Source organism: Mesorhizobium sp. WSM4906 (assembly GCF_029674625.1).
In the GTDB taxonomy this organism is placed as follows: Bacteria; Pseudomonadota; Alphaproteobacteria; order Rhizobiales; family Rhizobiaceae; genus Mesorhizobium.
The window spans coordinates 36,561-62,595 of record NZ_CP121355.1; the positions used below are offsets into that span (position 1 = coordinate 36,561).

The 26,035-nt window shown below is 64.8% G+C and carries 23 protein-coding genes; 6 read left to right on the forward strand and 17 right to left on the reverse strand.

Annotation, left to right across the window (positions count from 1 at the left end):
* Positions 1-37: 37 nt before the first annotated feature.
* The 9 genes from QAZ22_RS00180 to QAZ22_RS00220 form a co-directional block, all read right to left on the reverse strand.
* Positions 38-850 carry a lysophospholipid acyltransferase family protein gene (locus tag QAZ22_RS00180; protein WP_278204942.1) on the reverse strand — a complete coding sequence of 271 codons (813 nt, stop codon included), beginning with the start codon at positions 848-850 and terminating at the stop codon, positions 38-40.
* A 119-nt stretch (positions 851-969) separates the two neighbouring features.
* Positions 970-1,464 carry a ribosomal protein S18-alanine N-acetyltransferase gene (gene rimI / locus QAZ22_RS00185; RefSeq protein WP_278204943.1) on the reverse strand — a complete coding sequence of 165 codons (495 nt, stop codon included), beginning with the start codon at positions 1,462-1,464 and terminating at the stop codon, positions 970-972.
* Positions 1,464-2,171 carry a tRNA (adenosine(37)-N6)-threonylcarbamoyltransferase complex dimerization subunit type 1 TsaB gene (gene tsaB / locus QAZ22_RS00190; RefSeq protein ID WP_278204944.1) on the reverse strand — a complete coding sequence of 236 codons (708 nt, stop codon included), beginning with the start codon at positions 2,169-2,171 and terminating at the stop codon, positions 1,464-1,466. The genes rimI and tsaB overlap by 1 nt, the downstream gene beginning before the upstream one ends.
* A 148-nt stretch (positions 2,172-2,319) precedes the next feature.
* Positions 2,320-3,426 carry a DUF1513 domain-containing protein gene (locus tag QAZ22_RS00195; protein WP_278204945.1) on the reverse strand — a complete coding sequence of 369 codons (1,107 nt, stop codon included), beginning with the start codon at positions 3,424-3,426 and terminating at the stop codon, positions 2,320-2,322.
* A gap of 352 nt (positions 3,427-3,778) precedes the next feature.
* Complete coding sequence (locus QAZ22_RS00200; protein WP_278204946.1) at positions 3,779-4,858, reverse strand: imelysin family protein; 1,080 nt, start codon at positions 4,856-4,858, stop codon at positions 3,779-3,781.
* Positions 4,858-6,459 (reverse strand): di-heme oxidoredictase family protein, encoded by a 1,602-nt coding sequence (locus QAZ22_RS00205; protein WP_278204947.1) that lies wholly within the window; start codon positions 6,457-6,459, stop codon positions 4,858-4,860. The genes QAZ22_RS00200 and QAZ22_RS00205 overlap by 1 nt, the downstream gene beginning before the upstream one ends.
* 12 nt (positions 6,460-6,471) lie before the next feature.
* The gene (gene bfr / locus QAZ22_RS00210) at positions 6,472-6,957 is read right to left on the reverse strand and encodes a bacterioferritin (RefSeq protein WP_278204948.1); all 486 of its coding nucleotides are present in this window, start codon (positions 6,955-6,957) and stop codon (positions 6,472-6,474) included.
* Complete coding sequence (locus QAZ22_RS00215) at positions 6,923-7,234, reverse strand: (2Fe-2S)-binding protein (RefSeq protein ID WP_278204949.1); 312 nt, start codon at positions 7,232-7,234, stop codon at positions 6,923-6,925. The genes bfr and QAZ22_RS00215 overlap by 35 nt, the downstream gene beginning before the upstream one ends.
* Positions 7,235-7,295: 61 nt before the next feature.
* Complete coding sequence (locus QAZ22_RS00220; RefSeq protein WP_278204950.1) at positions 7,296-8,612, reverse strand: imelysin family protein; 1,317 nt, start codon at positions 8,610-8,612, stop codon at positions 7,296-7,298.
* Between the two features lie 428 nt (positions 8,613-9,040).
* On the opposite strand from QAZ22_RS00220, the gene QAZ22_RS00225 reads away from it, so the two are divergent.
* The 3 genes from QAZ22_RS00225 to QAZ22_RS00235 are packed head-to-tail and all read left to right on the forward strand — an operon-like array spanning position 9,041 to position 10,892.
* Positions 9,041-10,294 carry an FAD-dependent oxidoreductase gene (locus QAZ22_RS00225; RefSeq protein WP_278204951.1) on the forward strand — a complete coding sequence of 418 codons (1,254 nt, stop codon included), beginning with the start codon at positions 9,041-9,043 and terminating at the stop codon, positions 10,292-10,294.
* A 37-nt stretch (positions 10,295-10,331) separates the two neighbouring features.
* A complete protein-coding gene (locus tag QAZ22_RS00230; protein WP_278204952.1) occupies positions 10,332-10,562 on the forward strand; it encodes a type II toxin-antitoxin system ParD family antitoxin in 231 nt (76 codons plus the stop codon).
* Between the two features lie 3 nt (positions 10,563-10,565).
* Positions 10,566-10,892 carry a type II toxin-antitoxin system RelE/ParE family toxin gene (locus QAZ22_RS00235; RefSeq protein ID WP_278204953.1) on the forward strand — a complete coding sequence of 109 codons (327 nt, stop codon included), beginning with the start codon at positions 10,566-10,568 and terminating at the stop codon, positions 10,890-10,892.
* A gap of 54 nt (positions 10,893-10,946) precedes the next feature.
* Here the strand turns inward: QAZ22_RS00235 and QAZ22_RS00240 are convergent, their stop codons facing one another.
* On the reverse strand, positions 10,947-12,224 hold the full coding sequence (locus QAZ22_RS00240) for a 4-aminobutyrate--2-oxoglutarate transaminase (RefSeq protein WP_278204954.1): 1,278 nt from the start codon (positions 12,222-12,224) through the stop codon (positions 10,947-10,949).
* 251 nt (positions 12,225-12,475) lie between these two features.
* Between QAZ22_RS00240 and QAZ22_RS00245 the strand changes: the two genes are divergently transcribed.
* The 3 genes from QAZ22_RS00245 to QAZ22_RS00255 are packed head-to-tail and all read left to right on the forward strand — an operon-like array spanning position 12,476 to position 17,780.
* Positions 12,476-13,606 carry an efflux RND transporter periplasmic adaptor subunit gene (locus QAZ22_RS00245; RefSeq protein ID WP_278204955.1) on the forward strand — a complete coding sequence of 377 codons (1,131 nt, stop codon included), beginning with the start codon at positions 12,476-12,478 and terminating at the stop codon, positions 13,604-13,606.
* Positions 13,603-14,676, forward strand: a complete 1,074-nt coding sequence (locus QAZ22_RS00250) for an efflux RND transporter periplasmic adaptor subunit (protein ID WP_278204956.1) — start codon at positions 13,603-13,605, stop codon at positions 14,674-14,676. The genes QAZ22_RS00245 and QAZ22_RS00250 overlap by 4 nt, the downstream gene beginning before the upstream one ends.
* Positions 14,676-17,780, forward strand: a complete 3,105-nt coding sequence (locus QAZ22_RS00255) for an efflux RND transporter permease subunit (RefSeq protein ID WP_278204957.1) — start codon at positions 14,676-14,678, stop codon at positions 17,778-17,780. The genes QAZ22_RS00250 and QAZ22_RS00255 overlap by 1 nt, the downstream gene beginning before the upstream one ends.
* A gap of 10 nt (positions 17,781-17,790) precedes the next feature.
* Here QAZ22_RS00255 and QAZ22_RS00260 read toward each other — a convergent pair whose 3' ends face one another.
* The 7 genes from QAZ22_RS00260 to QAZ22_RS00290 all read right to left on the reverse strand — a co-directional run bounded on the left by QAZ22_RS00260 (position 17,791) and on the right by QAZ22_RS00290 (position 25,925).
* Positions 17,791-18,537: an ABC transporter ATP-binding protein gene (locus QAZ22_RS00260; RefSeq protein WP_278204958.1), complete on the reverse strand. Its 747-nt coding sequence runs from the start codon at positions 18,535-18,537 to the stop codon at positions 17,791-17,793.
* Positions 18,534-19,382: an ABC transporter ATP-binding protein gene (locus QAZ22_RS00265; protein WP_278204959.1), complete on the reverse strand. Its 849-nt coding sequence runs from the start codon at positions 19,380-19,382 to the stop codon at positions 18,534-18,536. The genes QAZ22_RS00260 and QAZ22_RS00265 overlap by 4 nt, the downstream gene beginning before the upstream one ends.
* Positions 19,379-20,305, reverse strand: a complete 927-nt coding sequence (gene nikC, locus QAZ22_RS00270; RefSeq protein ID WP_278204960.1) for a nickel transporter permease — start codon at positions 20,303-20,305, stop codon at positions 19,379-19,381. The genes QAZ22_RS00265 and nikC overlap by 4 nt, the downstream gene beginning before the upstream one ends.
* A 184-nt stretch (positions 20,306-20,489) precedes the next feature.
* Entirely contained in the window at positions 20,490-21,557 is a 1,068-nt protein-coding gene (locus tag QAZ22_RS00275; RefSeq protein WP_278204961.1) for an ABC transporter permease, read from the reverse strand.
* 13 nt (positions 21,558-21,570) lie between these two features.
* On the reverse strand, positions 21,571-23,199 hold the full coding sequence (locus tag QAZ22_RS00280) for an ABC transporter substrate-binding protein (protein WP_278204962.1): 1,629 nt from the start codon (positions 23,197-23,199) through the stop codon (positions 21,571-21,573).
* Positions 23,200-23,468: 269 nt separating this feature from the next.
* Positions 23,469-24,743: a lytic murein transglycosylase gene (locus QAZ22_RS00285; RefSeq protein WP_278204963.1), complete on the reverse strand. Its 1,275-nt coding sequence runs from the start codon at positions 24,741-24,743 to the stop codon at positions 23,469-23,471.
* Positions 24,744-24,818: 75 nt separating this feature from the next.
* A complete protein-coding gene (locus QAZ22_RS00290; protein ID WP_278207931.1) occupies positions 24,819-25,925 on the reverse strand; it encodes an IS481 family transposase in 1,107 nt (368 codons plus the stop codon).
* Positions 25,926-26,035: the final 110 nt, after the last annotated feature.

Below are 26,035 nucleotides of genomic sequence, written 5' to 3' on the forward strand. Positions count from 1 at the left end.
ACGATTCTGGCGGGTTACGGCGCCGGGCATTCGGTCTTCAGGCTATGCGCTGACGACTGGGACGCGGATCGGCGAGCGCGGCCTGCATCATCTCGCGCACCTTGGCTTCCATCAATCTTGCCGTTTCCTTGCGGTTCGAGCCCTTGGCGAACGGCACCGGATCGCCGAAATGCACCTCGGCATCGACCGCGCCTTCGGCAAGCAGGACCTTCAGATGCGGCATCAGATCCTGGTCGCCGATCCACGAGGCCATCGGACGGTGGCGGCGGCCCATCGGCACGCCGTGCAGGCGCGTGTAGGCGATCGCCACCGGCTGGATGAACACCTGCTCCGCGGCCCCTTCGGAAATCGCCATCGATGCCGCGCCGAACAAAGTGCTCTTGAACGGCAGCACCTGATTGCCGTCACCGGTCGAGCCCTCGGCGAACAGCACCATGGCGTCGCCCTTGGCCATGCGCCTGGCGATCTCGCTCGCCTGGTCGCCGGAGGTGCGCTTGCGCTCGCGCTCGATGTAGACTGTGCGCTGCAGCTTGGACAGCATGCCGATCATCGGCCAGCCTTCCATATCGGCCCGGGCGATGAACTTCACATCGACAAAGGAGCCTAGCACCATGATGTCGGTCCAGGAGATGTGATTGGCCGCGATGAGCAGGGGGCGCTGCTTGGCCAGTGCGCCCTTTACGTGCACGCGCATGCCGAGCGCCTTGAGGATCATACCGTGCCAGATTTTCAGGACGACCGTCTCCGGCCAGAGCCCGGTCTTCATCGACAGGAGCTGCAGCGGCACCATCACCAGCGTGCCGGCGGCGACGAGGCCGAACGACATGAAAATCCGCAATCTCTTGATCATTCGCTCCGGCCCTATCATTACAGCGCCGCGCGCCCTCTCGGGCGCAAACGACGCTGTAACACCCCAATTTGGCGCATGATCCTTTCCGAACCTCCGGTTCGGGGTCATGTGCCGTGTCGCTAGCGAAGATCGCGGCGCATGACAAGCGCGCCCGTCGGGCCGTGCTCGGTCGACCGGTAGTAGTTCGGACGCTGGCCGACCTGGCGGAAGCCGAGCCTGCGGTAGAGCGCGATCGCCGGCTGATTGGTCTCGTCGACTTCGAGGAAAAGCGCCTCGGCGCGCTGCGCATGCAGTTCGCGCAGCACCGCATCCATCAATTGCCAGCCGAGCCCCTGGCGGCGATGCGCGCGGGCCACGGCAACCGTCAGGATCTCGCCCTCGCCCGCCGCCAGACGCGCCAGAACGAAACCGACCGGAGGCTTCGATCCCTGTCCTGTCTCGCGCGCTGCGTAACCGAACACGGTGTCCTGTTCGAGCAGCGCCGCGAATTCGCCGTCCGTCCAGGGCCGGACAAAATCCTCGCGATGCAACACCGAAACGGCGGCGCTGTCGGCAACCGTCAGCGGCTCCAGCGCATAGTCCCTGCGGCGCGGTTGAAGGAAAGGTATGCGCATCAGGACTGTTTTCCCCTCGGACCGCGATCTCTTCGGTCTTGTCTTGGCAATATGAACCCGGCCTGCGGCTTGGCGTCGGCGCCGCGCAGATAGAGCGGCTTCGGCTTTTCGCCTGGCCCCTTGGCGGCGGCCAGCCGGGCATAGGTCGCGATGTCCGCCGTTGCGGAAACCGGCCCGACGTCGAAGCTGCTTCCGGCGGCCGCGGCAATCTGTGGCGCGGCGGTGCCGGCTAGGATCGCGGACGTGTTGACCGCCATTGCGGTCGCTTCGGAAAGCGTGACCACCGCAGGACCGTAAGTCAAGACTAACGCTTTGTCGAAAAGAGCCGCGTGGATCTCCTCGCGGCCGGCGTCGAGCGCGGCAAGTACGGCGCGGCCTGGAAAGGCATTCTCTGCCTCCGCCGCCAGCGCTTCCAGGGTCGTCACGCCGATGGCCGGGATCTTCAAGGCCAAAGCCAGGCCGCGCGCGGTGGAGACGCCGACGCGCAGGCCGGTGAAGGAACCAGGGCCGATCGAGACGGCAACGGCGCCCAGCTCCTGATAGCCGATCCCGCCGGCCTTCAAGGCGGCCTCGACGACGGCCATCAGATGCTCGGCGTGCCCCTTGCCGAGGTCGAGCACCTTGCGGCCAAGCTCAGTGGCCGCACCCGCGTCGTAGACGCAGGCGGCACAGAGACTGGCGGCGCAGTCGATGGCAAGCAATTTCATGCGGGCAACTTCATACGGGCAGCTTCATGTGGCCGGTTGACGAACGCCTTCCCTCTGCCCGGCATGGCCCGCCGCCGCAAGTGCCAGGCCGCATAAATGTTAAGCGGCTTTGCTTCCGTGCGACACCAGGGACAAGGCCCGTCGGCAGTCAGGCAGCGCCCGTGATGCGCAGCATGTGGTTGTCCCAGACGTAGTGGGGCTCGGAGCGCGCGGCACCGGCGCCGCCGACGATCTCACCGGCGCCCGTCGTTGCCATGAAGCCGGCGCGATCGGGAGCCAGGCCGCAAACTTCGACAAGCGATCTGGTCGCGACAACGCGCCCGCTGGCGGCATCAATGATCGCCAGCGAGTTCCCTTCCGGCGAGGTGACGGCTACCGTGCCGGCGACGGGATTGGCGGCTACGGAACCGATATAGTTGCGGAGGCCGGAGAGCACATCCTGCGGCATCTCCAGCAATTCGAGTTCCTTGCCGCGCACGGCGCGCCCGACCAGAGCCGGACTGTCGGTAGCCGGTCCGCGATACTGGCAGCCGAACCAGACGGTGCCGGCCTGGTCGCGGTCCATGTGGCGGATCGAGAGCTGGTGCAGCGCCGGCGGCAGCTCATGCTTTTCGATCAGGTCGCCGGCGACGCGGTCGACCAGTGTGTAGGAAGGCTTCATCGTCGCGATGTTCAGCTCGGCGCGACCATAGTCCGGATGGGTTTCGATGCCGCCATTGGCGATGGCGAGTGTGCGGCCATCGCCAAGCAAAAGCAGTTCATGCGGCCCCATGCCGTAGGTCGGGAACTCGCCGATACGATCGAATTTTGCCCGCGCGTCATAAACGCCGACGACGCCCGCGGCGTTGTCAAAATCGTTCTCGGTCGCATAGAGCAGCGCGCCGTCGGGAGAGAACACGCCGTGGCCGAAGAAATGCCGACCGGCGATGCTGGCGATGGTCAATGGCTTCTCGCGACCGGCGTGGTCGAAGACGACGGCGAAGGTGCCGGGCTGGCGGGCAAAGACGACCGAACGCTTCGACACGGGATCGAAGGTGACGTCATGGCCGCGGTCGGGCAGATCGAGGGTGTGCAGGATCTTGCCGGCCTCGGAGAGCACGGCGGCGCCGAAGCCGCCGTCGCGCCTGACGAAGGCGGTGGCGAAGATCGCGTCCGCTGCCAGCGTGTCCGCCCAGGCGCGCGGCGCCATGGCGGCGGCGAAGCTCGCGCCGGCGGCCTTCAGGAAATCGCGGCGATCGATGAGCGAGGTTTTCAAGAGACGATTCTCCTGAGTATCGGCTCATTGCAGGACACGACAATTTCGACGGACCGGAGCTGACGCTTGGTACCTACCAATTGTTGGGATAGGTCATCGCAGACGTTGGAGATTGGCCGAAGCCTACCAACCTTCGTCATCCTTGGGCGAAGCAGGAGCGAAGCTCCGTCGCGAAGACCCAAGGATCCATGCCGTGACCTTGGCCGAAGGGTGCAGCGGAGCAGAATTCTGCACCGTGGCGGCGCCTCAAAGTCACGGCATGGATCCTCGGGTCTTCGCCGCGTCGCTTCGCTCCTTGCTTCGCCCGTGGATGACGACTGGAGAAGCGTCCCAACCAATCTCAAAATCATGCTTAATCCCCGTCAAGCGACGAAAAGCCGGCGGTCAGGCCGAACTCGGCGGTCATCCTGGTGCCGATCAGGGTCGAGAGGCTGGAGGTGATCAGGGCGAAGTGCTCGAGCTTGGCGCGCAATGCCGGATCGGCGAGCGCCTTGTCGATCGGGCCGGCGACGGACTTCGCCGTCGCCACGCCATTGGTGAGCTGGATATGGATGGACTCTGCCATCCACCGCGCATCGGCGGGCAGCGCATCGCCAAGTTCCGAGGCCTGGAACAACTGGTCGATGCCGGACAGGTTCCCGGCCAGTGAATTCGTCGTGTTCTGCGAGCGCCAATAGATCGCCTGCTTCGGCTTGTCGGCGTCCGGCTTCGCGCCGAGGAAGCCTTTGAGCCGCACGTCGCGGATCGTGTCCAGCTCGTTTATGAAGACGCCGACCAGTTCCGTCACCGCTTCGGTGCCGTCGCGATAGAGCGGGTTCTTCGGCCCCGGATTGGCCCAGAGCGAGGCAAAGCCGTCAGGCTTATCCCAGGCGTCGCGGACCTCGCCGGCGATCGCCTCGATGTTGCCGGCCACCGCCGACCCATACGCGCATCGATAGGGCTCGTCCTTGCCGGCAAGCGTTTCGGCGCCATCGCCGAACAGCACATATTCGAGCGCACCGAGCCCTTGCATGGCGACACTCTTATCGGCAAGCTGCGCCGGATCGGTGGCGGAGGGATCCTTGGCGGCGAGCGTCGCCTGCACCTGCCTCAAGCCGATGCTCTTGCGGTCCGGCCAGTAGAGCATGCGCTCCAGCCGGTTGTTCTCCTTGACCGGTCCGAAGGCAATGATCTCGGCCACCGACCAGGCTTCGACCGTGGCGGAAAAGTCCGCGCGCGCCGCATCCAGATTTTGCCGGGATGGAGCATCGCAAAGCTGGTGCATCGCCTTGGTCAGGCTCGCGGCATGATCGTCAAGCCTGGCATAGGCAGGGCGGACGAAGCCGTCGATCGCGCGCCCGATGACGTCGGAGGCCTTGACCGCGGCCGAGGCCGGCAAGGCAGCGGCAAGAAAGAGCGGAAGGACAAGCGCGGCGGCCAGGCGTTTCGACATCAGAGCGACTCCAGGAATTTGATCAACGCATCGCGATCGGCCGCGGCGGCGCCGGCAAAGCGGTCGCGCGCCTTCCGGCCCTCGCCACCATGCCAGAGGATCGCCTCTTCAAGCGTGCGGGCGCGCCCGTCATGCAGGTAGAAGCTGTTGCCGTTGACCGTCGCGGTCAGGCCAATGCCCCAGAGCGGCGGCGTGCGCCATTCGCTGCCGCTCGCCTCCCCGACATGCTGCCCGTCGGCAAGACCCTCGCCCATGTCGTGCAGCAGAAAGTCGGAATAGGGCCAGATCAATTGGAAGGCCTGCGCCTTGTTGGGCGTGCCGCGCATGGTGACGAATTTCGGCGTGTGGCAGGAAATGCAGTCCATCTCGTAGAATTGCCTCTTGCCGGCAAGGACCTCCGGCTTGTCGAGGTCGCGCCGCGCCGGCACGGCGAGGTTCTGCGAATAGAAGGTGACGAGGTCCATGACCGGGGGCGGCGCTTCCGCACTGCCCAGCCGCTGCTGCACGCCGTTCGGCAGGACTAGGCAATCCTTTTGCGCTTCGGTGCAGTCGCCCCAATGCTTCGGCACGTCGGGCGTGGAAATGCCGATGTCGCCGGCAAAGGCGTCGGCCGCCTGCTGGCGGATCGAGGCGGCCTGCGCCTTCCAGCCGAAACGACCGAGCGTCAGTTCGCCGCTCAGCTCGTCGCGAACGATGTTCGGCCTGCCGGATATGCCATCGCCATCGCGATCGTCCGGATCGGCATGGGCGAGAATGTCGGCCGGAGCGATCTGCTCGATCAGGCCGAGCCCGATCATCGGCGGCGTCAGGCGCGGCGACAAAGTCGTGCGCGGATCGAGCGGGCCATAGCTCAGATCCTCGACCGAGTAGCTGGGCTTGCGCAGCGAAACGACCGTGCCGTCGCCGAGTGTGACCTTCTGCTCGGAATAGTCGACGCGCACGCGGCCCTCGCCCTTGAGGCCTGGAACCGCCAGATCCTGCAGTTGCGAGCCATAGACCGGATCGGGCAAGTTCAGCAGCTTGTGGTCGGCGAGCGCCGCCTTCTCTTCCGCGCTGCTCGCGTCGCGCGCGAGCCGCAAGAACATCGACGTGGAGCCCGTGCCGCCTCCCGGGGGCCGCCCGCGACCGTCCTTCAAATGGCAGTTCTGGCAGGCGCGCTCGTTGAACAGCGGACCTAGCCCGTCGGAGGCCTGCGTGGATGAGGGCGACGACACCCAGTTCTTGCGGAAAAGCGCGTTGCCGAGCTTGAAGGTCGCCTCTTCCTCGAAGGTGATGTTGGCGGAGGATTGCGAGAAGGCATCCCGGTTGATGTCTTTCCTGGACGTTCCGGCGCCGCCCTGCATCAGCTCGAACGGCTCGGGTTTGGTAAAGTCGCCGGTTGGCTTGGTGACGACCAGAACCCGTGCCTGGTCTTTCGGGGTCAGGTCGGTGCGGCTCGTTGGCAGACCGGCCGGCTCGCCAGCCGAGACGGATGCAACGAGCGTGACCGCCAGCGAAAGCCAAGCCCCGCGACTGGTCCGGTACCGCGGGTTCTTCGGAAGCGGCAGGCCAACACCTTTGGCCCGCCACGAGCGGCGCGAAAAATCTATGGGGCGCCGCATTCCCGCATGTCCTTACTCCGCCTCGTTGGCCGAGTCGGCGTTGAGCTGGCCGTATTTTTCCTCGCCGATCGAGGCGAGCAGGTCGAGTTGCGTCTCCAGGAAGTCGATGTGGCTTTCCTCGTCGGCAAGCAGGTCCTCGAAGAGCTTCATCGACACGTAGTCGCCCTCATCCTGACAGATCTCGCGCGAGCGCTTGTAGGACGTGCGCGCGTCATATTCGCCGGCGAGATCGGATTCGAGCACTTCCTTCACGTTCTGGCCGATGCGCAGCGGCGCGACGGATTGCAGGTTCGGATGCCCTTCGAGGAAAATGATGCGGGCCACCAGCCGATCGGCATGATGCATTTCCTCGATCGATTCCGCCCGCTCCTTCTTTGCCAGCCTGGTGTAACCCCAGTCCTCGAGCAGACGATAATGGACCCAGTACTGATTGACAGCTCCGAGCTCCAGAAACAGGGCTTCGTTAAGCCGCTCGATGATCTGCGGTTCGCCTTTCATGGAATCTGCTCCCGTATTGGACGCGCAGGTTTCTCACGCGATCCAGGTGTGAAACGATGTCCGCGCCGCTCCCCTCTGAACGGGCGTGATAGGTCTCGGTGACCCGAATGATCGTTTCCACCACATTTGGGAAGCAGCCGCAACAGCGGCCGCGCTTGCCCATGGCATGATAGACCTTGGCCGGCACGATAAGCTGCCAGGGATCTTCATCCAGCAGACCGACGATCGTCTGCTCGATCTCCTTTTCAGTGATGATGTTACAATGGCAGATCAGCATTTACTTGCTCTGGCTGACGGCGCCGCTCCGGCGCCGTTTGGCTGTTACTGGCCCGACACTCTTACTTGAACACCTTGTCCGGCGCATCGAGGCTGTCGGAGCCTTCGAAGGCGATGGCGTTGAGCTTGAGCGAACCGACGGCGCGCTCGATCGACTTGGTTTGGTCGATCAGCGCGTCGATAGCCGCCTGCACCGTGGCATTGCCCTCCGCATTGCCCTCGGCGATCTGCTGGTCGTAGGCCTCGCCGGCCAGCGCCCGCGCCTTGATCGCCTCCATCTTGGCGACCGTGACGTCGAGCTTGCCGGACAATTCCTTGTCGATCGCCGGATCGGCGGCCTTCACCATATCCGACACCGACGGGCCGGAAACCACGGTGCCGTCGAGACGCGTGTAGCTGGCGTGATAGGCGGCGCGGATGCCGACGGCGTCGTAGAGATGCGAGTTGTAGGTATTGTCGGAGAAGCAGTCGTGCTCCTCCTCGGGGTCGTGCAGCAGGAGACCGAGCTTCATGCGCTCGCCGGCCAGTTCGCCGTAGGAGAGCGAGCCCATGCCGGTGAAGATGGTGGAGATGCCGGCATTCGGCTCGCCCTCGGCAAGGTTCTTGCGCGCCGCGCCGTCTTCCTTCCAGTTGTTGACCATCTCGTGAAGGTCGGACACCAGAAGGTCGCTCGCCGACTTCAGATATTCGGCACGCCGGTCGCAATTGCCGCCGGTGCAGTTCTTGAGATCGTAGTCGGTGTAAGGCCGCTCGCCGGCGCCGGGGCCGGTGCCATGCAGGTCCTGGCCCCAGAGCAGGAATTCGATGGCGTGATAGCCGGTCGCCACATTGGCCTCGACACCGCCGGCCTCCTGCAGCGTGCCGGAGAGGAATTCGGGCGTCAGCTTCGAGGCGTCGACCTTCTTGCCGTTGATCTCGATCTCCTTGTTGGCGATGACGTTCGCCGTATAGAGCGAATTCTCGTCCGACTCCGTGCCATAGCTCTTGGCGACATAGTCGATCAGGCCTTCGTCCAGCGGCCAGGAATTCACCCGGCCTTCCCAGTCGTCGACGATCTTGTTGCCGAAGCGATAGACCTCAGTCTGCTGGTAGGGGACGCGCGCCGCCTTCCAGGCCTCGCGAGCGGCATTGAGCGTCGCCGCCGAGGGTGCGGCGATGAGCGCGTCGACGGCCTTGTCGAGCGCCTGCGCGGTGGTGAGCGAGTCCTCGTACTTGGCCAGCGCGATGTCGGCATAGGTCTTGATCACAGCCTTCGCGTCGGTTTCGGCTTTCGCCGGCAGCACGAACACGGCGGCCGTCAGCGCCGCGGTGGCGCCTATCGCGGCCAGCCTGCTGCCCCAACGTGGCGTAACAACTCGCGCCGTGATTATCGCTTTCATCAATCCCATCTCCTCAGAAATTCAATGACATAGGTGTACGGCCGCAGGCGAGCGGCGCCAGCGCGAGCACGAATGACCGGAAAGGCAAAGTTGCCGCGCAATGGCGCGGCCAATCAGCAAAAGACACCGAAATGCCTCCAATCGAAAGGGTTCAAGGCCCAGACATCAAAGGAACGCGCCAGGAGCGCAGACTCTCCATAAAGCGGCGGAAAGGCCGGAAGTCAACTGGCGAGGCAGAGAAAATTCAATTGAAACAATAGTTTAGAATTATTCTAAACTACAATTATCAACTTTAAGCCGGCGACGCGCCGAACATCCGGATTGACAGGCGGCCATTCTGGGTGCGACCCGGACCAAGGCTCTTGCGGCGGCGGCAGGCAATCGCCACTTGCCGGAAGATACTAGATTTCAAAGAAAAAAGGGCTGCCATGAGGAACGGGGTGGTGATTGTCGGTGCGGGCCATGCCGGCGTGCAGGCGGCGGCGAGCCTGCGCGAGGAAGGCTATGACGGACCGGTCATCCTGATCGGCGACGAGAACGAGCTGCCCTACCACAAGCCGCCGCTGTCCAAGACCTTCATCAAGGATGCGGAAGCCAAACCGCAGCCTTTGCGCGGCGAAGCCTTCTATTCGGGCAACGCCATCGATTTCCGGCCGGGGGTCTGGATCGACAGGATCGATATCGGCGCGCGCAGGCTCGAGGTTTCCGGCGGCGGCGCAATTCGCTTCGACCGGCTGGTGCTTGCGACCGGATCGCGGCCGCGCCTCCTCAAGCTCGATGGCGCGGAGCTCGCCGGCGTGGTGTCGCTGCGCTCGCTGGCCGACGCGCGGCTGATCCGCGAGCTCAGCACGGAGAGCGAGGACGTCGTCATCCTCGGCGGCGGCTTCATCGGGCTGGAGATTGCGGCGACGCTGAAGGCAGCCGGGCGCAAGGTCACGGTCGTCGAGGCTCTCGACAGGCTGCTCGGCCGTGCCGTGGCGCCGGTGATAGCGGCTCATGTGCGACAGCGCCTCGATGCGATGGGCGTGCGCATCCTGACCGGCACCACGGTTGTCCGACTGGAAGGCGAAGGCGGCCGCGTCTCGGCCGCGATCACCTCGAGCGGCGAGCGCCTGGCGGCGCAGATGGTCATCATCGGCATCGGCGTGGTGCCCAGTGCCGAGCTGGCGGAAGCCGCCGGCATCGCCATCGGCAACGGCATCCGCGTCGACCAGCATATGCAAAGCTCGATCCCGGAAATCCTTGCGGTCGGCGATGCGGCTTCCTACCGGCACTGGTTCACCGGCGCCGACGTGCGGTTGGAATCGGTGCAGAACGCCACCGACCAGGCGCGGCTTGCCGCGCGCACCATCCTCGGCCATGCCGAACCCTTCTCCGCCGTGCCGTGGTTCTGGTCGGATATCGGCGACATGAAGCTGCAGATGGTCGGGCTGACGCAAGGCGGCGACAGCCATGTCGTGCTCGGCGAGCCGGCCGAGAACAAGTTCTCGATCTACCATTATGACGGCAACCGGCTGCTCGGCATCGAATCCGTCAATCGTCCGGCCGACCACATGCTCGGCCGCAAGATGCTCGGCGCCGGCTTCTCGCCCACGCCGAGCACGGTCGCGGCAGGGCCGGAGGCGCTGAAGGCGGCGCTCGCCGGTTTTCAAACCATGGAGCCGGCCAAGGCAGATGCGTAGAGTTGCCAATTTTTGCCATACCCCATAAAGTGCCATAATGAGCACGATGAACATTTCGCTGCCTGACAGCCTGAAGCATTATGTCGATCAGCAAGTTGCGAATCGCGGCTATGGCACGAGCAGCGAGTATGTGCGTGAATTGATCCGCCACGATCAGGATCGTCAACGTCTGCGCCGTTTGCTCCTCGAGGGCGCGTCGTCCGCGCCGGGCGCTCCGGTTGACGATGACTATTTCGCAGCGCTGCGAAAACGAGCGCAGGGCCGATAATTAGTGGCCACAAAGGCGATCATTCCTCGAAACCTTGCTTTGCGGGATATCGAGGACGCTATCGATTATTATGCGCGCGAAGTCGGTTCGCACATGGCGTTGGGCTATGTCGAGGATCTTCAAAATACCTACGAACTGATAGCGACCTATCCGGCATCGGGCTCTCCGAGGCACGGCTACGAAGTTGGATTACCCGGTCTGCGCAGCGTGCAATTCAAGCGCTATCCGTACCTGATTTTCTATCTTGAACAGGCTGACCATATCGATGTGTGGCGGGTTCTGCACGCCAAGATGGATATTCCAGCCTGGTTGCAGAACCCGGACTCCTGACGGCACGTTCGCCCGGCTTGGTGAAAGCCGTCAGGAGAAATGCGAGGCCGCCCTTCACGCCGCGCGCGCTTCGCGGATCGAACTCTCCAGGATATCCAGCGCCTCTGTCATCACGCCGTCCTGGATGGTGATCGGCGACAGGAAGCGGATGACGTTGCCGTAGACGCCGCAGGTGAGCAGGATGAGGCCCTTGTCGAGCGCCTTCAGCCGCACCGCATTGGCGAATTCTGCAGAGGGCAAGCCTTTGTTGACGTCGTTGAACTCGACGGCGTTCATGAAGCCCGGGCCGCGGATGTCGACGATCTCCGGCACATCCTCGCGGATCGAAACCAGGCGCTGCTTCAGCCTGGCGCCCAGCGCATTGGCGCGGTCGCAGAGTTTTTCCTCCTCGATGACGTCGAGCACCGCATGGGCGGCGGCGACGCCGATCGGGCTGCCGCCATAGGTGCCGCCAAGGCCGCCGGGACCAGGGGCGTCCATGATCTCGGCGCGGCCGGTGACGGCCGCCAGCGGAAAGCCGCCGGCGAGACTCTTGGCCATGGTGGTGAGATCGGGTGCGACGTCGTGGTGCTCCATGGCGAACATCTTGCCGGTGCGGGCAAAGCCGGTCTGCACCTCGTCGGCGACGAGCAAGATGCCGTGCTGGTCGCAGATCTTGCGCAGCGCCGTCATGAAGTCGCGCGGCGCCTCGTAGAAGCCGCCCTCGCCCTGCACCGGCTCGACGATGATGGCGGCGACCCTGGCCGGATCGACATCGGCCTTGAACAGCTTGTCGAGCGCCGCAAGCGAATCTGCGACCGAGACGCCGTGCAGCGCGACCGGGAACGGGGCATGGAAGACATCGGCCGGCATGGCGCCGAAGCCGACCTTGTAGGGCACGACCTTGCCGGTCAGCGCCATGCCCATGAAGGTGCGGCCGTGGAAGCCGCCGGAAAAGGCGATGACCGCCTGGCGGCCGGTGGCGTTGCGCGCGATCTTGATCGCGTTCTCGACTGCTTCGGCGCCGGTGGTGACGAAAATCGTCTTCTTGTCGAACTTGCCGGGCAGCATGACGTTGAGCCGCTCGGCGAGGCGCACATAGCTCTCATAGGGCACCACCTGATGGCAGGTGTGGGTGAAACGGTCGAGCTGGCCCTTGACCGCCTCGATCACCTTCGGATGGCGGTGACCGGTGTTGACCACGGCGATTCCGGAAGAGAAGTCGATGTAGCGGCGGCCCTCGACGTCCCAGATTTCCGAATTCTCGGCGCGATCGGCGTAGATCTGCGTGGTCATGCCGACGCCGCGCGAGATCGACTGGTTCTTGCGTTCGGAAATAGTTGAATTCTTCATGTCGTCCCTCACCGGGCCATCCCTCATCGAGGGGGGCCTGTCCGTTTGATGGAGCTCTTCTCGCCTTATTTCACGTTTTCCTCAAGTTGGCACCATGGCCCAGTCGATTGGGCCTGCCGCAGGGCCGAAATCATTTTAACCAGCCGGTCGATCACGGAGCAGAAACGGTTTCCTTTTCCTGTCGATCGATTATCCTCATTTCATCCGCGACGTAGCGCCGTCAGGAGCGGCTCCCGCGGCCGAGGGGAACCATGAGCAGGATCGCGACGTCCGCCTTGCCGTCTTCGCCGCCCCGTCTTTCGTCTCGTCCAAACGTCCTGCTGCTCTTCATCTGCGCCGCAGCCCTTTCAGTGGCCGGCTGCCAGAAGCAGCAGGCGGCGGAAAAGAGGCTGCCGGTGATGGTCACCACGCAGACGGTCGCGCTCGCCGACTACGCGCCAAGAACCTCGCTGACCGGCGTGATCGCCGCGCGCACGCTCAACAATCTGTCGTTCCGCGTCGGCGGCCGGGTCGCCGAGCGGCTGGTCGATGTGGGCCAGCATGTCGATCAGGGCGCGGTGCTTGCCCGCATCGATCCGCAGGAACAGGAATCGGACCTGCGCTCGGCGCAGGCCGATCTCGACGCCGCGCAGGCGCAGCTCACCCAGGCCGCAGCCACCTACCAACGGCAAAAGACGCTGCTTTCGCAGGGTTTTACGACCCGGCGCGACTTCGACAGCGCCGACCAGACGCTGAAAGTGGCGCAAGGCAGCGTCGAGGCCGCGCAAAGCGCCCTGGCCAACGCCAAGGAAAACCTGTCCTTCACCGAACTCAAGGCGGGTGCCGCAGGTGTGATCACCGCGCGCCAGGTCGAGGCTGGACAGGTGGTGCAAGCGGCGCAGACCGTCTTCACCATCGCCGAGGATGGCGACCGCGATGCGGTGTTCAACGTGCATGAGACGCTGGTTGCCCAGACGCCTTCGGCGCCGGCCGTGACGATCACGCTGCTCTCCGACCCGCAGGTCAAGGCGACGGGCAAGGTGCGAGAAATCTCGCCGGCAGTCGACACCGCGTCGGGATCGATCCGGGTCAAGGTCGGCATACCCGACACACCTACAGGTATGCCACTGGGTGCGGCCGTCATCGGCACCGTCAGCGCCAAGGCGGTGAAAGCCGTGCTGCTGCCCTGGCAGGCGCTGACGTCCACCGCCGGCAAACCGGCCGTCTGGATCGTCGACCCGTCGAGCAAGGCCGTGACGACGGCGCCGATCGAGGTGCTTGCCTTCGAGTCCGGCGTGGTCGTCGTCGACAAAGGGCTCGAGGCCGGCCAGAGCGTCGTCACCGCCGGCGGGCAATTGCTCAGCCCCGGCCAGACGATCGACATAGCGGGAGCCGGTCAATGAACCCACGGCTTGGCGTTTCCGCTCTTGTTCTGCTCGCGTCGCTCGCCGCCTGCTCGCGCTCGGAAGAGAAGCCGCCCGAGATCATCCGGCCGGTGCTGTCGATGGTCGTCGAACCGAAGTCCGTGGAAACTTTTGGCTTTGCCGGGACTGTCGAGCCGCAATACAGCGCCGACCTTGCTTTCCGTCTGCTCGGCCGCGTCGTCTCGCGCGACGTCAAGGTGGGCGACATCGTCACCAAGGGCACGACGATCGCCGCGCTCGATCCGACGGCGCTCGAGCTCGCCCTCCAGGCGTCGAAAGCGGATTTGTCGAACGCGCAGGCGCAGTTCGCCAATGCGGCGGCGAGCGAGGAGCGGCAGCGCGCCCTGCTTGCCTCCGCCAACACTCCGCAGTCCGTCTTCGACGCCGCGCAGCAGGCCCGGCAAGCGGCGGCGGCCAGCGTCGAGCGGGCCAACGCCGCTTTGGCCAAGTCGCAGGAGCAGCTCGGCTATGCGCGGCTGTTCTCCGACTTCGACGGCGTCGTCACGGCGACAGGCGCGGAAGTCGGCCAGACGGTATCGCCGGGCCAGACGGTCGTCACCGTGGCGCGCACCGATCCGCGCGAGGCGGTGGTCGACATCCCCGACCAGCTGACCGGCGATCTCGCCGTCGGTACCCCGTTCCACATCATCCTGCAGTCACTGCCCTCGATCACCACCGAGGCCAAGCTGCGCGAGATCGCACCACAGGCCGAAGGCTCGACCCGCACCCGCCGGGTGCGGCTGACGCTCACCGATCCGCCGCCAGCGTTCCGGCTGGGCTCGACCATCACCGCAACCCGCATGACGAAGGTGGCGCCCACGATAGAGCTGCCGATGTCGGCGCTGCTCCAGGAGAACGGCGCCGACAAGGTGTGGATCGTCGATCCGCAATCATCGAGCGTGAGCGCACGCGAGATCAAGGTCGCTTCGAAGAACGGCGCCGCCTTCACGGTGGCGCAAGGGCTGGAGGCCGGCATGCGCGTGGTCACCGCCGGCGTCCACAGCCTCGTCGAAGGCCAGAAGGTCAAGGTGCCGGAGGGAGGGGTCTGATGAAAGACTTCAACCTCTCCGACTGGGCCCTCAGCCACCGCTCGCTGGTCCGGTATTTCATGCTGGTCTTCGTCGTGGCCGGCATCTTCTCCTACCTTCACCTCGGCCGCGAGGAAGACCCGGCCTTCACCATCAAGACGATGCTGATCCAGGCGAACTGGCCGGGCGCTTCGGTCAACGAGACCGTGCGCCAGGTGACCGACCGCATCGAAAAGAAGCTCGAGGAGCTCGACAGCCTCGACTACACCAAATCGGTCACGACCGCCGGCAAGACCGTCATCTTCGTCAACCTGAAGCCGACCACCAAGGCGCGCGACGTCGTGCCGACCTGGCTGCAGGTGCGCAACATGGTCAACGACATCTGGGCGCAATTTCCGCAAGGCGTGCAGGGGCCATTCTTCAACGACCGCTTCGGCGACGTCTACGGCAACATCTACGCCTTCACCGCCGACGGACTGACGCCGCGCCAGCTGCGCGACTATGTCGAGGATGTGCGCACCAAGATCCTGACGGTGCCAAATGCCGGCAAGGTCGATCTCGTCGGCGCCCAGGACGAGGCGATCTATCTCGAATTCTCGAGCCGCCAGATCGCGGCGCTCGGCCTCAACCAGCAGCAGATCGTCGCCAGCCTGCAGGCACAGAACGCGATCACGCCGTCGGGCGTCATCCAATCCGGGCCGGAGCGCGTCAGCGTGCGCGTCGGCGGCCAGTTCACCTCTGAGGAAAGCCTTCGCGCCATCAACCTGCGTGTCAACGACCGCTTCTTCCGGCTGAGCGACGTGGCGACGATCACGCGCGGCTATGTCGACCCACCGACGGCCTTGTTCCGGTTCAACGGCCAGGATGCGATCGGGCTCGCCATCGGCATGAAGCCCAACGCCAACCTGCTCGAATTCGGCGAGGCGCTGCACAAGGAGATGGAAAAAGTGCTGGCCGACCTGCCGATCGGCGTCGGCGTGCACCTGGTGGCAGACCAGCCGGTCATCGTCGAGGAGGCGGTCTCCGGTTTCACCCGCGCGCTGTTCGAGGCGGTGGCGATCGTGCTTGCCGTGTCCTTCGTCAGCCTCGGCTTGCGTGCCGGCTTCGTCGTGGCGCTATCGATCCCGCTGGTGCTGGCCATCACCTTCACGGTCATGGCCTATCTCGGCATCTCGTTGCAGCGCATTTCGCTCGGCGCGCTGATCATCGCGCTCGGCCTTTTGGTCGACGACGCGATGATCGCGGTGGAGATGATGGTGGCGCGGCTGGAAGTGGGCGACAACCTGCGCAAGGCGGCGACCTATGTCTACATCTCGACCGCCTTCCCGATGCTGACCGGCACGCTGGTGACGGTCGCCGGCTTCATTCCGATCGGCCTCAACAACAGCGCCGCCGGCGAATACACCTTCACGCTGTTCGTCGTCATCGCCGTGTCGCTGCTCGTGTCATGGATCGTGGCGGTGCTGTTCGCCCCGCTGCTCGGCGTCACCATCCTGCCGGCCAAGATGAAGGCGAAACATCATGACCAGCCTGGACGCTTCACCTCGCTGTTCCGCCGCGTGCTCGTCTTTTCGGTGCGCCGCCATTGGCTGACCATCATCGCGACCGTGCTTTTGTTCGCGGCCTCCATCGCGGGCTTCGGTCTCGTCCAGCAGCAGTTCTTCCCGCCCTCGGATCGGCCGGAGCTGATCGTCGACTGGAACCTGCCGCAGAACTCATCGATCGCCGAGACGCGCGACCAGATGGAGCGCTTCGAGCAGCGCGCACTGGTCGGAAACCCCGACATCGACCATTTCTCATCCTATATAGGCCAGGGCGCGGTGCGTTTCCTGCTCGCTTTCGACGTGCAGCCGGCCAATCCGTATTTCGGCCAGACCGTCATCGTCACCAAGAGCATCGAGGCGCGCAACCGCGTCAAGCCGGCACTGGAAAAGCTGCTGCGCGAGGAATTCGTCGGCACCGATGCCTTCGTCAAGCCGCTCGAGCTCGGGCCACCGGTCGGACGCCCCGTGCAGTACCGCGTCGGCGGCCCGGATATCCAGACCGTGCGCGAACTGGCGCAGCAGTTTGCCGGCGTGATCTCGGCCAATCCGAAGCTCGCGGCACCCACCTTCGACTGGAACGAGCCGCAGCGTATGCTGAGGGTCGACGTGCTGCAGGACAAGGCGCGCCAGCTCGGCATCACCTCGTCCGACATCGCCAGCGCGTTGAACAGCACGGTAGGCGGCGCGACGATCACGCAGGTGCGCGACGCCACTTACCTGATCAATGTCGTGGCGCGCTCGCGCGAGGCGGACCGCAGCTCGATATCGACGCTGCAGAACATGCAACTGCCGACCGGCAATGGCGACGCGATCCCGCTCGCCGCGGTCGCCAACATCCGCTACGACCTGGAGCAGCCGACGGTGTGGCGGCGCAACCGCACGCCGACGATCACCGTGCGCGCCGGCATGGTCGGCGACGTTTTGCCGGCAACCGTCGTCAACGAGCTGAAGCCATCGGTCGACGCCTTCATCGCCAAGCTGCCGCCCGGCTATTCGGTGCAGACCGCCGGGTCGGTCGAGGAGAGCGCCAACAGCCAGGGGCCGATCGCGGCCGTCGTGCCGCTGATGCTGTTCATCATGGCGACCATCCTGATGGTGCAGCTGCAGAGCTTCCAGCGCCTGTTCCTGGTGGTGGCGGTGGCGCCGCTCGGCCTGATCGGCGTGGTGGCGGCGCTGGTGCCGAGCGGCGCGCCGCTCGGCTTCGTCGCCATACTCGGCGTGCTGGCGCTGATCGGCATCCTGATCCGCAACTCGGTCATCCTGATCGTGCAGATCGAGGATCTCGTCGCCGAAGGCAAGGAGCGCTGGGCGGCCGTGATCGAGGCGACCGAGCACCGCATGCGGCCGATCGCGCTGACCGCGGCCGCCGCCAGTCTCGCGCTGATCCCGATCGCGCGCGAAGTGTTCTGGGGGCCGATGGCCTATGCCATGATGGGCGGCATCATCGCGGGCACGGCGATCACGCTGCTCTTCCTGCCGGCGCTCTATGTGACATGGTTCCGGATCAAGGAGCCGCCAAAGCGGGGACCGGAGGACGAGACTGGGCACAACGAAGCGGTATCGGAGGGCGCGACAGCCTGAGGCGGTCGCCCTACACTCTCACAAACCCCTCGCTCGCCCTGAGCAGATTGCGCGTATAGTCCTCGCTGACGCGATGGCCGATAAGCTGGCTGGCGGTCAGCGTCTCGACCGCCTCGCCGTTCTGCATCACCATCAGCCGCTCGCACATATGGGTGATGATGGCGAGGTCGTGGCTGACCATCAGGAAGGTGAGCTTGCGCCGCCGCCGCACCTCTTCGAGCAGGTTCAGCACCTCGGCTTGCACGGAAGCGTCGAGCGCCGAGGTCGGCTCGTCGAGCAAAAGGATCGAGGGTTCGAGGATCAGTGCCCGGGCAATCGCCACGCGCTGGCGTTGGCCGCCGGAAAGCTGGTGCGCGTAGCGGAAGCGGAAGCCCTTGCCGAGGCCGACCTCGTCCAGCGCGCGCTCGATGCGCTTCTCGCCATCGGCAATGCCGTGGATGGCTAAAGGCTCCTGCAGCAGCCGGTCGACCGTCTGGCGCGGATGCAGCGAGCCGTACGGATCCTGGAAGACCATCTGCACATCGCGGTAGAAGGCCTTGTCGCGTGTCTTGCCGAGCGTTTTGCCGTTGACGGTGATAGTGCCGCCGGCGACAGGAGCAAGGCCGGTGATTGCTCTCAGCAGCGTCGACTTGCCGGAGCCGCTTTCGCCGACCAGACCGTAGGATTCGCCTTCCCGCACTTCGAGGTTGACGCCCTTCAGCGCACGAAAACGGTCGAAGACCACCTCCAGCCCTTCGACGGAAAGTGCTGCCGTCATGCCGCCCACTCCGGCTTGCGGTCGAGCACCGGCAGCGGGTGGCGCTCGAAGCCGATCCTCGGCATGCAGTTGAGCAGGCCGCGCGTGTAGGGATGCCGGGCATCGCGCAGCTCGGAGGCCTTGAGCTGCTCGACCACCTTGCCGGCATACATGACGACGACGCGGTCGCAGAATGACGAGACCAGGCGCAGATCGTGCGAGATGAAGATCAGCCCCATGCCGCGCTCGGCGACCAGCCTGTCGAGGATGTTGAGCACATCGAGCTGCACGGTGACGTCGAGCGCCGAGGTCGGCTCGTCGGCGATCATCAATTCCGGTCCGGCGATCAGCATCATGGCGATCATGGCGCGCTGGCCCATGCCGCCCGAGACCTCGTGCGGGTGGAGATCGAAGACACGCGCCGGATCGCGTATCTGCACCGCCCGCAACATCTCCAGGGCACGCTCGCGGGCTTCCGCCTTTCCGACCTTCTCATGCGTGCGCAGCGTCTCGACGATCTGGCGGCCGATGGTCATCACCGGATCGAGCGAATATTTGGGATCCTGCAGTATCATGGCGATGCGGTTTCCGCGCAGCGCCCGACGCTGGCTGGATGACACCGAGAGCAGATCGATGCCTTCGAAGCTGAGCTTCTTCGCCGACACCTCAGCCTGCGGTGGGGTCAACCCCATGATGGCGCGGCCGGTCTGCGACTTGCCGGAGCCGCTCTCGCCAACGATGCCCAGCCGCTCGCGGCCGAGCGAGAAGGAAACGCCGCGCACGGCCTGCACGATGCCGGTGCGGGTCGGGAAGGTGACGCGCAGGTCGTCGACTTCGAGAAGCGCGCCTTTTGCATTGCCGCTCATTGGTCGCCGCTCCGTGGGTCGAGCGCGTCGCGCAGGCCGTCGCCGAGCAGGTTGAAGCCGAGACTGACGATGAGGATGGCAGCACCCGGCGCGGCAGCTACCCACCACTGGTCGAGGATGAAGCGGCGACCCGACGCGATCATCGCGCCCCATTCGGGCAGCGGCGGCTGCGCGCCGAGCCCAAGGAAGCCGAGGCCGGCGGCGGTAAGGATGATGCCGGCCATGTCGAGGGTCACCCGGATGATCAGCGAGGAGATGCAGAGCGGCATGATGTGGCGGAGCACGATGCGGAAGGGCGAAGCGCCCATCAGCTGCACCGCCTTGATGAAATCGGAGTTGCGCACCGTCAGCGTCTCGGCGCGGGCTATGCGCGCATAAGGCGGCCATGACGTGATGGCGATCGCCAGCACCGCGTTCTCGATGCCGGGCCCGAGCGCCGCGACGAAAGCAAGCGCCAGAACCAGCTTCGGGAAGGCGAGGAAGATGTCGGTGATGCGCATCAGGATGGTGTCGGTCCAGCCGCCGGCATAGCCGGCGACAGTGCCGACCAGCAGGCCGATGGGGGCGGCGATGACGGCGACGAGGATGACGACGTAGAGCGTCCAGCGCGAACCGTAGACGATGCGCGAATAGATGTCGCGGCCAAGGTCGTCGGTGCCGAACCAGTGCGCCGCGCCGGGCGGAAGCAAACGGGCGTTCTTCAGATCGCCCACGGTCGGCGAATAGGGCGCCAGCACGCCGGCAAAGGCGGCGACCGCGACCAGCGCGAGGATGATCAGCAGACCGACGAGGGCCAACCGGTTGGCAGAAAAACGCCGCCACGCCACATAGGCGCGGCCGAGCCGCGCCTGCACGCGCGAGGCCGGCCGCTCCGACAGCAACCATTGGCGACGGGAGAGAGGGCCGGCGTCGGAGGCGGTCATGACGATGCCTCTTGAAGCTGTCGACCCCCACTCCGGTCTGCTTCGCAGACCACCTCTCCCCCATTCGACGGGGGAGAGGAAAGGCGCCGGCTTTTCCTTTCCCCCGGGTAGGGGGAGAGGTGGCCCGAAGGGCCGTAGTGAGGGTGATCGGCCGCGGCCACGCCCGAGAATGCGATACCTCTGATCATCCGGCCTTCGTCCTTGGGTCAAGAAGCCGATAGAGCAGGTCGGACAGAAGATTGATGGCGATGAAGACCGAGCCGATGATGATGGTGCCGCCGAGCACCGCGTTCATGTCGGCGTTCTGCAGCGAATTGGTGATGTAGAGTCCGATGCCCGGCCAGGAGAAAACGGTCTCGGTCAGCACCGAACCTTCAAGCAGGCTGGCATAGGAGAGCGCGATCACCGTCACCATCGGCACTGCTGCATTGCGCAGCGCATGGCCCCAGATGATGCGCGTTTCCGACAGGCCCTTGGCGCGCGCGGCGACGATGTATTCCTGCGCCATTTCGTTCAGCATGAAGGAGCGTGTCATGCGGCTGATATAGGCGAGCGCGAAATATCCGAGCAGCGAGGCCGGCAGGATGATGTGGCGGTAGGCGTCATAAAAGACATCCCACTGGCCCTGCATCGCCGCGTCGAGAAGGTAGAAGCCGGTGATCGGCGTGAAGGTGTATTCGTAGACGACGTCGAGCCGCGCCGGAAAGGCGACCCATTGCAACTTGGCGTAGAACAGCACGAGGCCGAGCAGTCCCAGCCAGAAGATCGGCACGGAATAGCCGATCAGGCCGATGATGCGCACGATCTGGTCGATGAGGCTGCCGCACCGCACCGCCGCCAGCACACCGAGCGGCACGCCGATGACGGCGCCGATGATGGTGCCCAGCGTGGCGAGCTCGATCGTCGCCGGGAAGACGCGGCGGATGTCGGACATAACCGGATTGGTGGTCAGTACAGAGGTGCCGAAATCGCCGCTCAGCGCGCTTTTGACATAGATGTAAAACTGCTCGATCAGCGGCAGGTCGAGGCCCATCTCGCGGCGCGTGCGCTCGACGACGGCCGTCGGCGCACGGTCGCCGAGCACGGCCAGCACCGGATCGATGGGGATGACGCGGCCGATGAAGAAGGTCACCGCGAGAAGACCGAGATAGGTCGTCACCGCGATGACCAGGAAGCGGCCAACCGATGATAAAATGGCGACGGCACGGGCGCTGCCGCGCCCTGCCGCCGCCTGGTTTTCAGCTACGCTCACGCGTCCGACGAGCCTACTTGGAAACCGTCCAGACGAAATTGGTATCGAAGCTCGGGCCGAGCTTGAAATCCTTGAGGTTCTTGCGCAGTCCCGCCACTTCCAGCTGCTGATGGATGATGACGAAGGGGCTGGTATCGAGGATCTTCTGCTGCAGGTCCTTGTACATGTCGCCGCGCTTGGCCGAATCCTTCTCCAGCAGCGCCGCCTCGGTTTCCTTGGTCAGGTCCGGAATGTCCCAAGCATTGCGCCAGGCCAGCGTCTTGATCTTGGCCGCGTCGGAATTGTCCGGGTTCGAGGCGAAGGTCTGGGCGTTGGAGTTCGGATCGAAATAGTCCTGCCCCCAGTTGCCGATATAGATGTCGTGGTTGCGCGCGCGGTACTTGGTCAGCGTCTGCTTGCCGTCGCCAGGGATGATCTCCAGCTTGATGCCGGCCTGGCCGAGCGTCTGCTGGATCGATTCCGCCATGCCGGTGGTCGGCTGGCCGGTGCGCACGTCCATGGTCACCTTGAAGCCATCGGCCAACCCGGCCTTGGCGAGCAGTTCCTTGGCCTTGGCGACGTCGAGCTTGAAGGGATTCTCGTCGACGGCGCCGAGGTCGCCCTTGGGCAGGAAGGACTGATGGATCTCGCCGATGCCCTTGAGGATGGTCGAGGCCATCGCGTCGTAGTCGACCAGATATTTGAACGCCTGGCGAACCTCCGGCTTGGCAAGGTTCGGATTCTTCTGGTTGAGGCTGATGTAGTAGACCGTGCCTTTCGGGGCGCTGGTGGTGGTGAGATCGGCGTTCTTGGCGACGGCGTCGAGGTCGTTCGGCTCGAGGTTGCGGGCAACGTCGATGTCGCCGGCTTCGAGCGCCAGACGCTGGGCGGAGCTTTCCTTCATGTTGCGGTAGATGACGCGGGCCAGCTTCGCCTTTTCGCCGTTGTAGTTGTCGTTGCGCTCCAAAACGACGGCTTCATTGGCGCGCCATTCACGCAGCTTGTAGGGGCCGGAGCCGGCATAGCCGGTCTTCAGCCAGGCATTGCCGAAGTCGTTGTCCCATTTGTAGTCGGCGCTGGGCGTTACGGCCGCGACATGTTCCTTGACCAGCTTGCTGTCGACGACGGAAGCGACGGTGGCCGACAGGCAGTTCAGCACGAAGCTCGGCGCGTAGGCCTTGTCGACGACGAATTGGAAAGTCGTGTCGTCGACCGCCTTGGCCTTCTCGGTGACGTTGTCGCCGCTGATGCCGAACTGATTGATGATGAAGGCTGGGCTCTTGTCGAGCTTGATGGCGCGCTCGAAGGAGTAGGCGACGTCGGCCGCGGTGATCGGATTGCCGGAAGCGAACTTCATGCCGGGCTTGAGCTTGAAGGTGTAGGTCAGGCCGTCGTCGGAAACGGTCCAGCTCTCGGCGAGGTCGCCCTTGACCTTGGAGGTGTCGCTGAGGTCGAGTCGTACCAGGAGATCATAGGTGTTGCCGGTGACTTCGGCGGTCGACAGCTCGAACGCCTCGCCCGGATCCATCGAGATGATGTCGTCGATGGCGAAGCCTTCGACCAGCGTGTCGGCAGGCGTGACCGCAAAAGCGGGCGCCGCAAGCAGCGCAGACATCGCCACACCCGCAAGCAAGCCACGGAGAGCAAACTTTTCCAGCATCATGATGATCGTTCCCTGTTTTGTTGACCTGAGGTTCCCGGCTCAGGGCTGCATTATTCTTTGCGAAGCCGACGGCGGCTTGGACCACTTACCGTCGTGGTTTTTGTCCAGTTGGTCAACACCCTATTCGGCAGCGTTCGTACCGGCAACGCGCATTTTGCGAAACAGCTTATTGGGCCAGAACGAGTGGTCACGAGTCGACCCGTGCGCCGGCTAATCGAAGCCTTCAATCAGGAAAAATCTGCTAGACTTTCGACCCTTGGAAGTCACCGTCATTTCAGTTGCGCAACCAGGGTCGCGTCGGGAAAGCAGGTCGCAGGCTTGCCGTTCTTCGCTTGCCAGACGCCGATCGAGCGGCGCGTCTTGAAGCCGGGCAGGCCGTCGGCGCTGCCGACGTCGTAGCCCTTCGCCTGCAGCGCCTGCTGGAGTGCCGCGATGTCGGACCGGTGGAGATCGCCCACCGGGCCCCAGGTGCCGGAGAAGGTGACGTCACCCTTGGCGATGCGGTCGGCGGCGTGGCCGATGAACAGCGCATAGAGGTCGCTGGTGTTGTATTCCTTCAGCACATAGAAGTTCGGCGTGACGATGAAGGCCGGGCCGCTGCGCCCGGCCGGCATCAGGAGGAAGCCTTCGGCCTTCAGCTCGCTGGCCTGGAACGCCTTGCCGTCGGCGCGCCTGATGCCCATCGCCACCCAGTCGGAAATCTTCTTGCCCTGGTCCGGTCCTTCAAGCGAGCAGGAGACGTTTGCCGGCGCGATCACCTCCGTCCCCCAGCCGCGTCCCCTTACCCAGCCATAATGGACGAGATAGTTGGCGATGGAAGCGAGCACGTCGGGCGTCGAGTTCCAGATGTCGGGCCGCCCGTCGCCATCGAAATCGACGGCGTGCTTCAGAAAGGACGTCGGCATGAATTGCGGCTGGCCGAGCGCGCCGGCCCAGGACGACTTCATCGCATCGACCGGGGCGAGCCTGCGCTCGACGATCTCGAGCGCGGCCAGCACCTCGATGCGAAAGAAATCCTTTTTCGTCGACGTGAACGCCTTGGTGCCCAGCACCTCGAAGGCGTCGTAAGGCATCTTGGCGGCGCCGAAGCCGGTCTCGCGGCCCCAGATCGCCAGCACGATGTCGCCGGGCACGCCGTAGCGCTTTTCGATCAGCCCGAGCACCCTCGCATTGGCACTCTCGCGCGCCCGTCCACCGGTGGTGACGGCGCGAATGATCTTCTCGGCGAAATAATTGGCGGGCGGACCGAACTCGGCCTGGTGCTGCTTTTCGGGCGTCGTCGGCTTCACGCCGGGCATGACGAGGTCCGGCAGCTTCAGGTTCGGCTTCACGCCGATGAAGGCGGCATCGAAGGTTTTCTTGGAGATGCCCTTGGCCTTGGCTTCGGGCCAGAGGTCGTTCTGCAGCCAGGCCTGGAATTGACCGTCGATGGGGGCGGCGCGGGTGGGGATGGAGAGGAACAGCCCGACAAGTGCTGCAAGGAAGGAAAGTACAGCCAATCTGAGAAGCCGGCGCCAGGCACCCCCCTCTGTCCTGCCGGACATCTCCCCCTCAAGGGGGTGTATGGACTGGGGACATCGCGAACAGGTGTGCGAAGACATCGCGAACAGTTTCCCATGCTAGCGCTGGAACTGGTTGAGGTCGATGGTTTGGATCTTCTGGTGTCGGAAGAAGACATCGAAGACGCCGTCGATTTCGGTCGGCCTGAAGGCGACGACCTTGCCGGCGACGGCGTTGCAGATCTTGAAGGCACGCCCGAACAGCGAGGTCGCTCCCTTCTGCTGGATTTTGCGCAGGAGGTCGCCGGCGGCGTAGTCGAAGGGCGCCACGGTCTCGCAGAAGTCGCGGCCGGAGGGCCGGTAGCGGTCGAGCGGCACAGCGCCGGCAAGGCCGTCGTGCGGGCGCTTGGTGTTGTAGAGATGGCGCCAGCTGTCGAAGGCGCTCTGGGCGTGCTGGAGGCTCTCGAAGGGCGGCCCCTGCAGCGCCTCGGCCTTGAGGGAGCGGTGGAAGCGCTCGTCCTTGCCCAGCGTCTGGGGATGGTAGGGCCGGGAATGACTGATGGCCACGCCCACCTCGATCAGCCAGACGCCGAGCACGGTGAGGTTGTTGCGGCCGCCGTCGCCCCAGGGCGGGCCGTTGTCGATGGCGATGCGCCACGGCAGGCCATAGCGCCGGAACGCCGTGATCAGCCGCGCCTTGACGGTCTCGGTCGTCTCGTCGGAGCAGGCCTCCAGGGCCAGCGAGAAGCGCGAATGGTCGTCGAGCACGGTGAGCGGATGCAGCCGTCCCTGGCGCAGTGGCACATGGCCCTTGAAGTCCATCTGCCACAGATCGTTGGGGGCTTCGTGCTCGAAGCGGATGAAGGGCTGAGCGCCGCCGCCCAACGCACCCAGCTCGACGCCGTTGCGCCGCAAGATGCCGCTCACCGTCGAAGGAGCAATGGCGCCGATGCCGTCGCGCTCGAGCACGCCAGCGATCTTGCGCCCACCCCAGGCCGGGCATTCCTTCCGCAGCGACACAACCGCTGCTTCCAGCGACGGCGGGCTGCGCCGCGGGCTCGACTTTGGCCGCCGCGAACGCTCCGCCAGCCCGGCTACGCCTTCCGCACCAAACCGCGCGATCAATTTGTGCCCGCAGGTTCGTCCGATCCCGAAGCGACGGCACAGCGCGCTCACATTCGCCCCTGGCGCCAGCGCCAGTCTTACAAACTCTTCCTTCTGGCTCATCACGCTCCTGGCCTCGAATGGCACCACGAACCTCCCCGCGCAAAACGCACGAAACTGTTCGCGATGTCTTCGCACACCTGTTCGCGATGTCCCCAGTCCATACAGGGGGG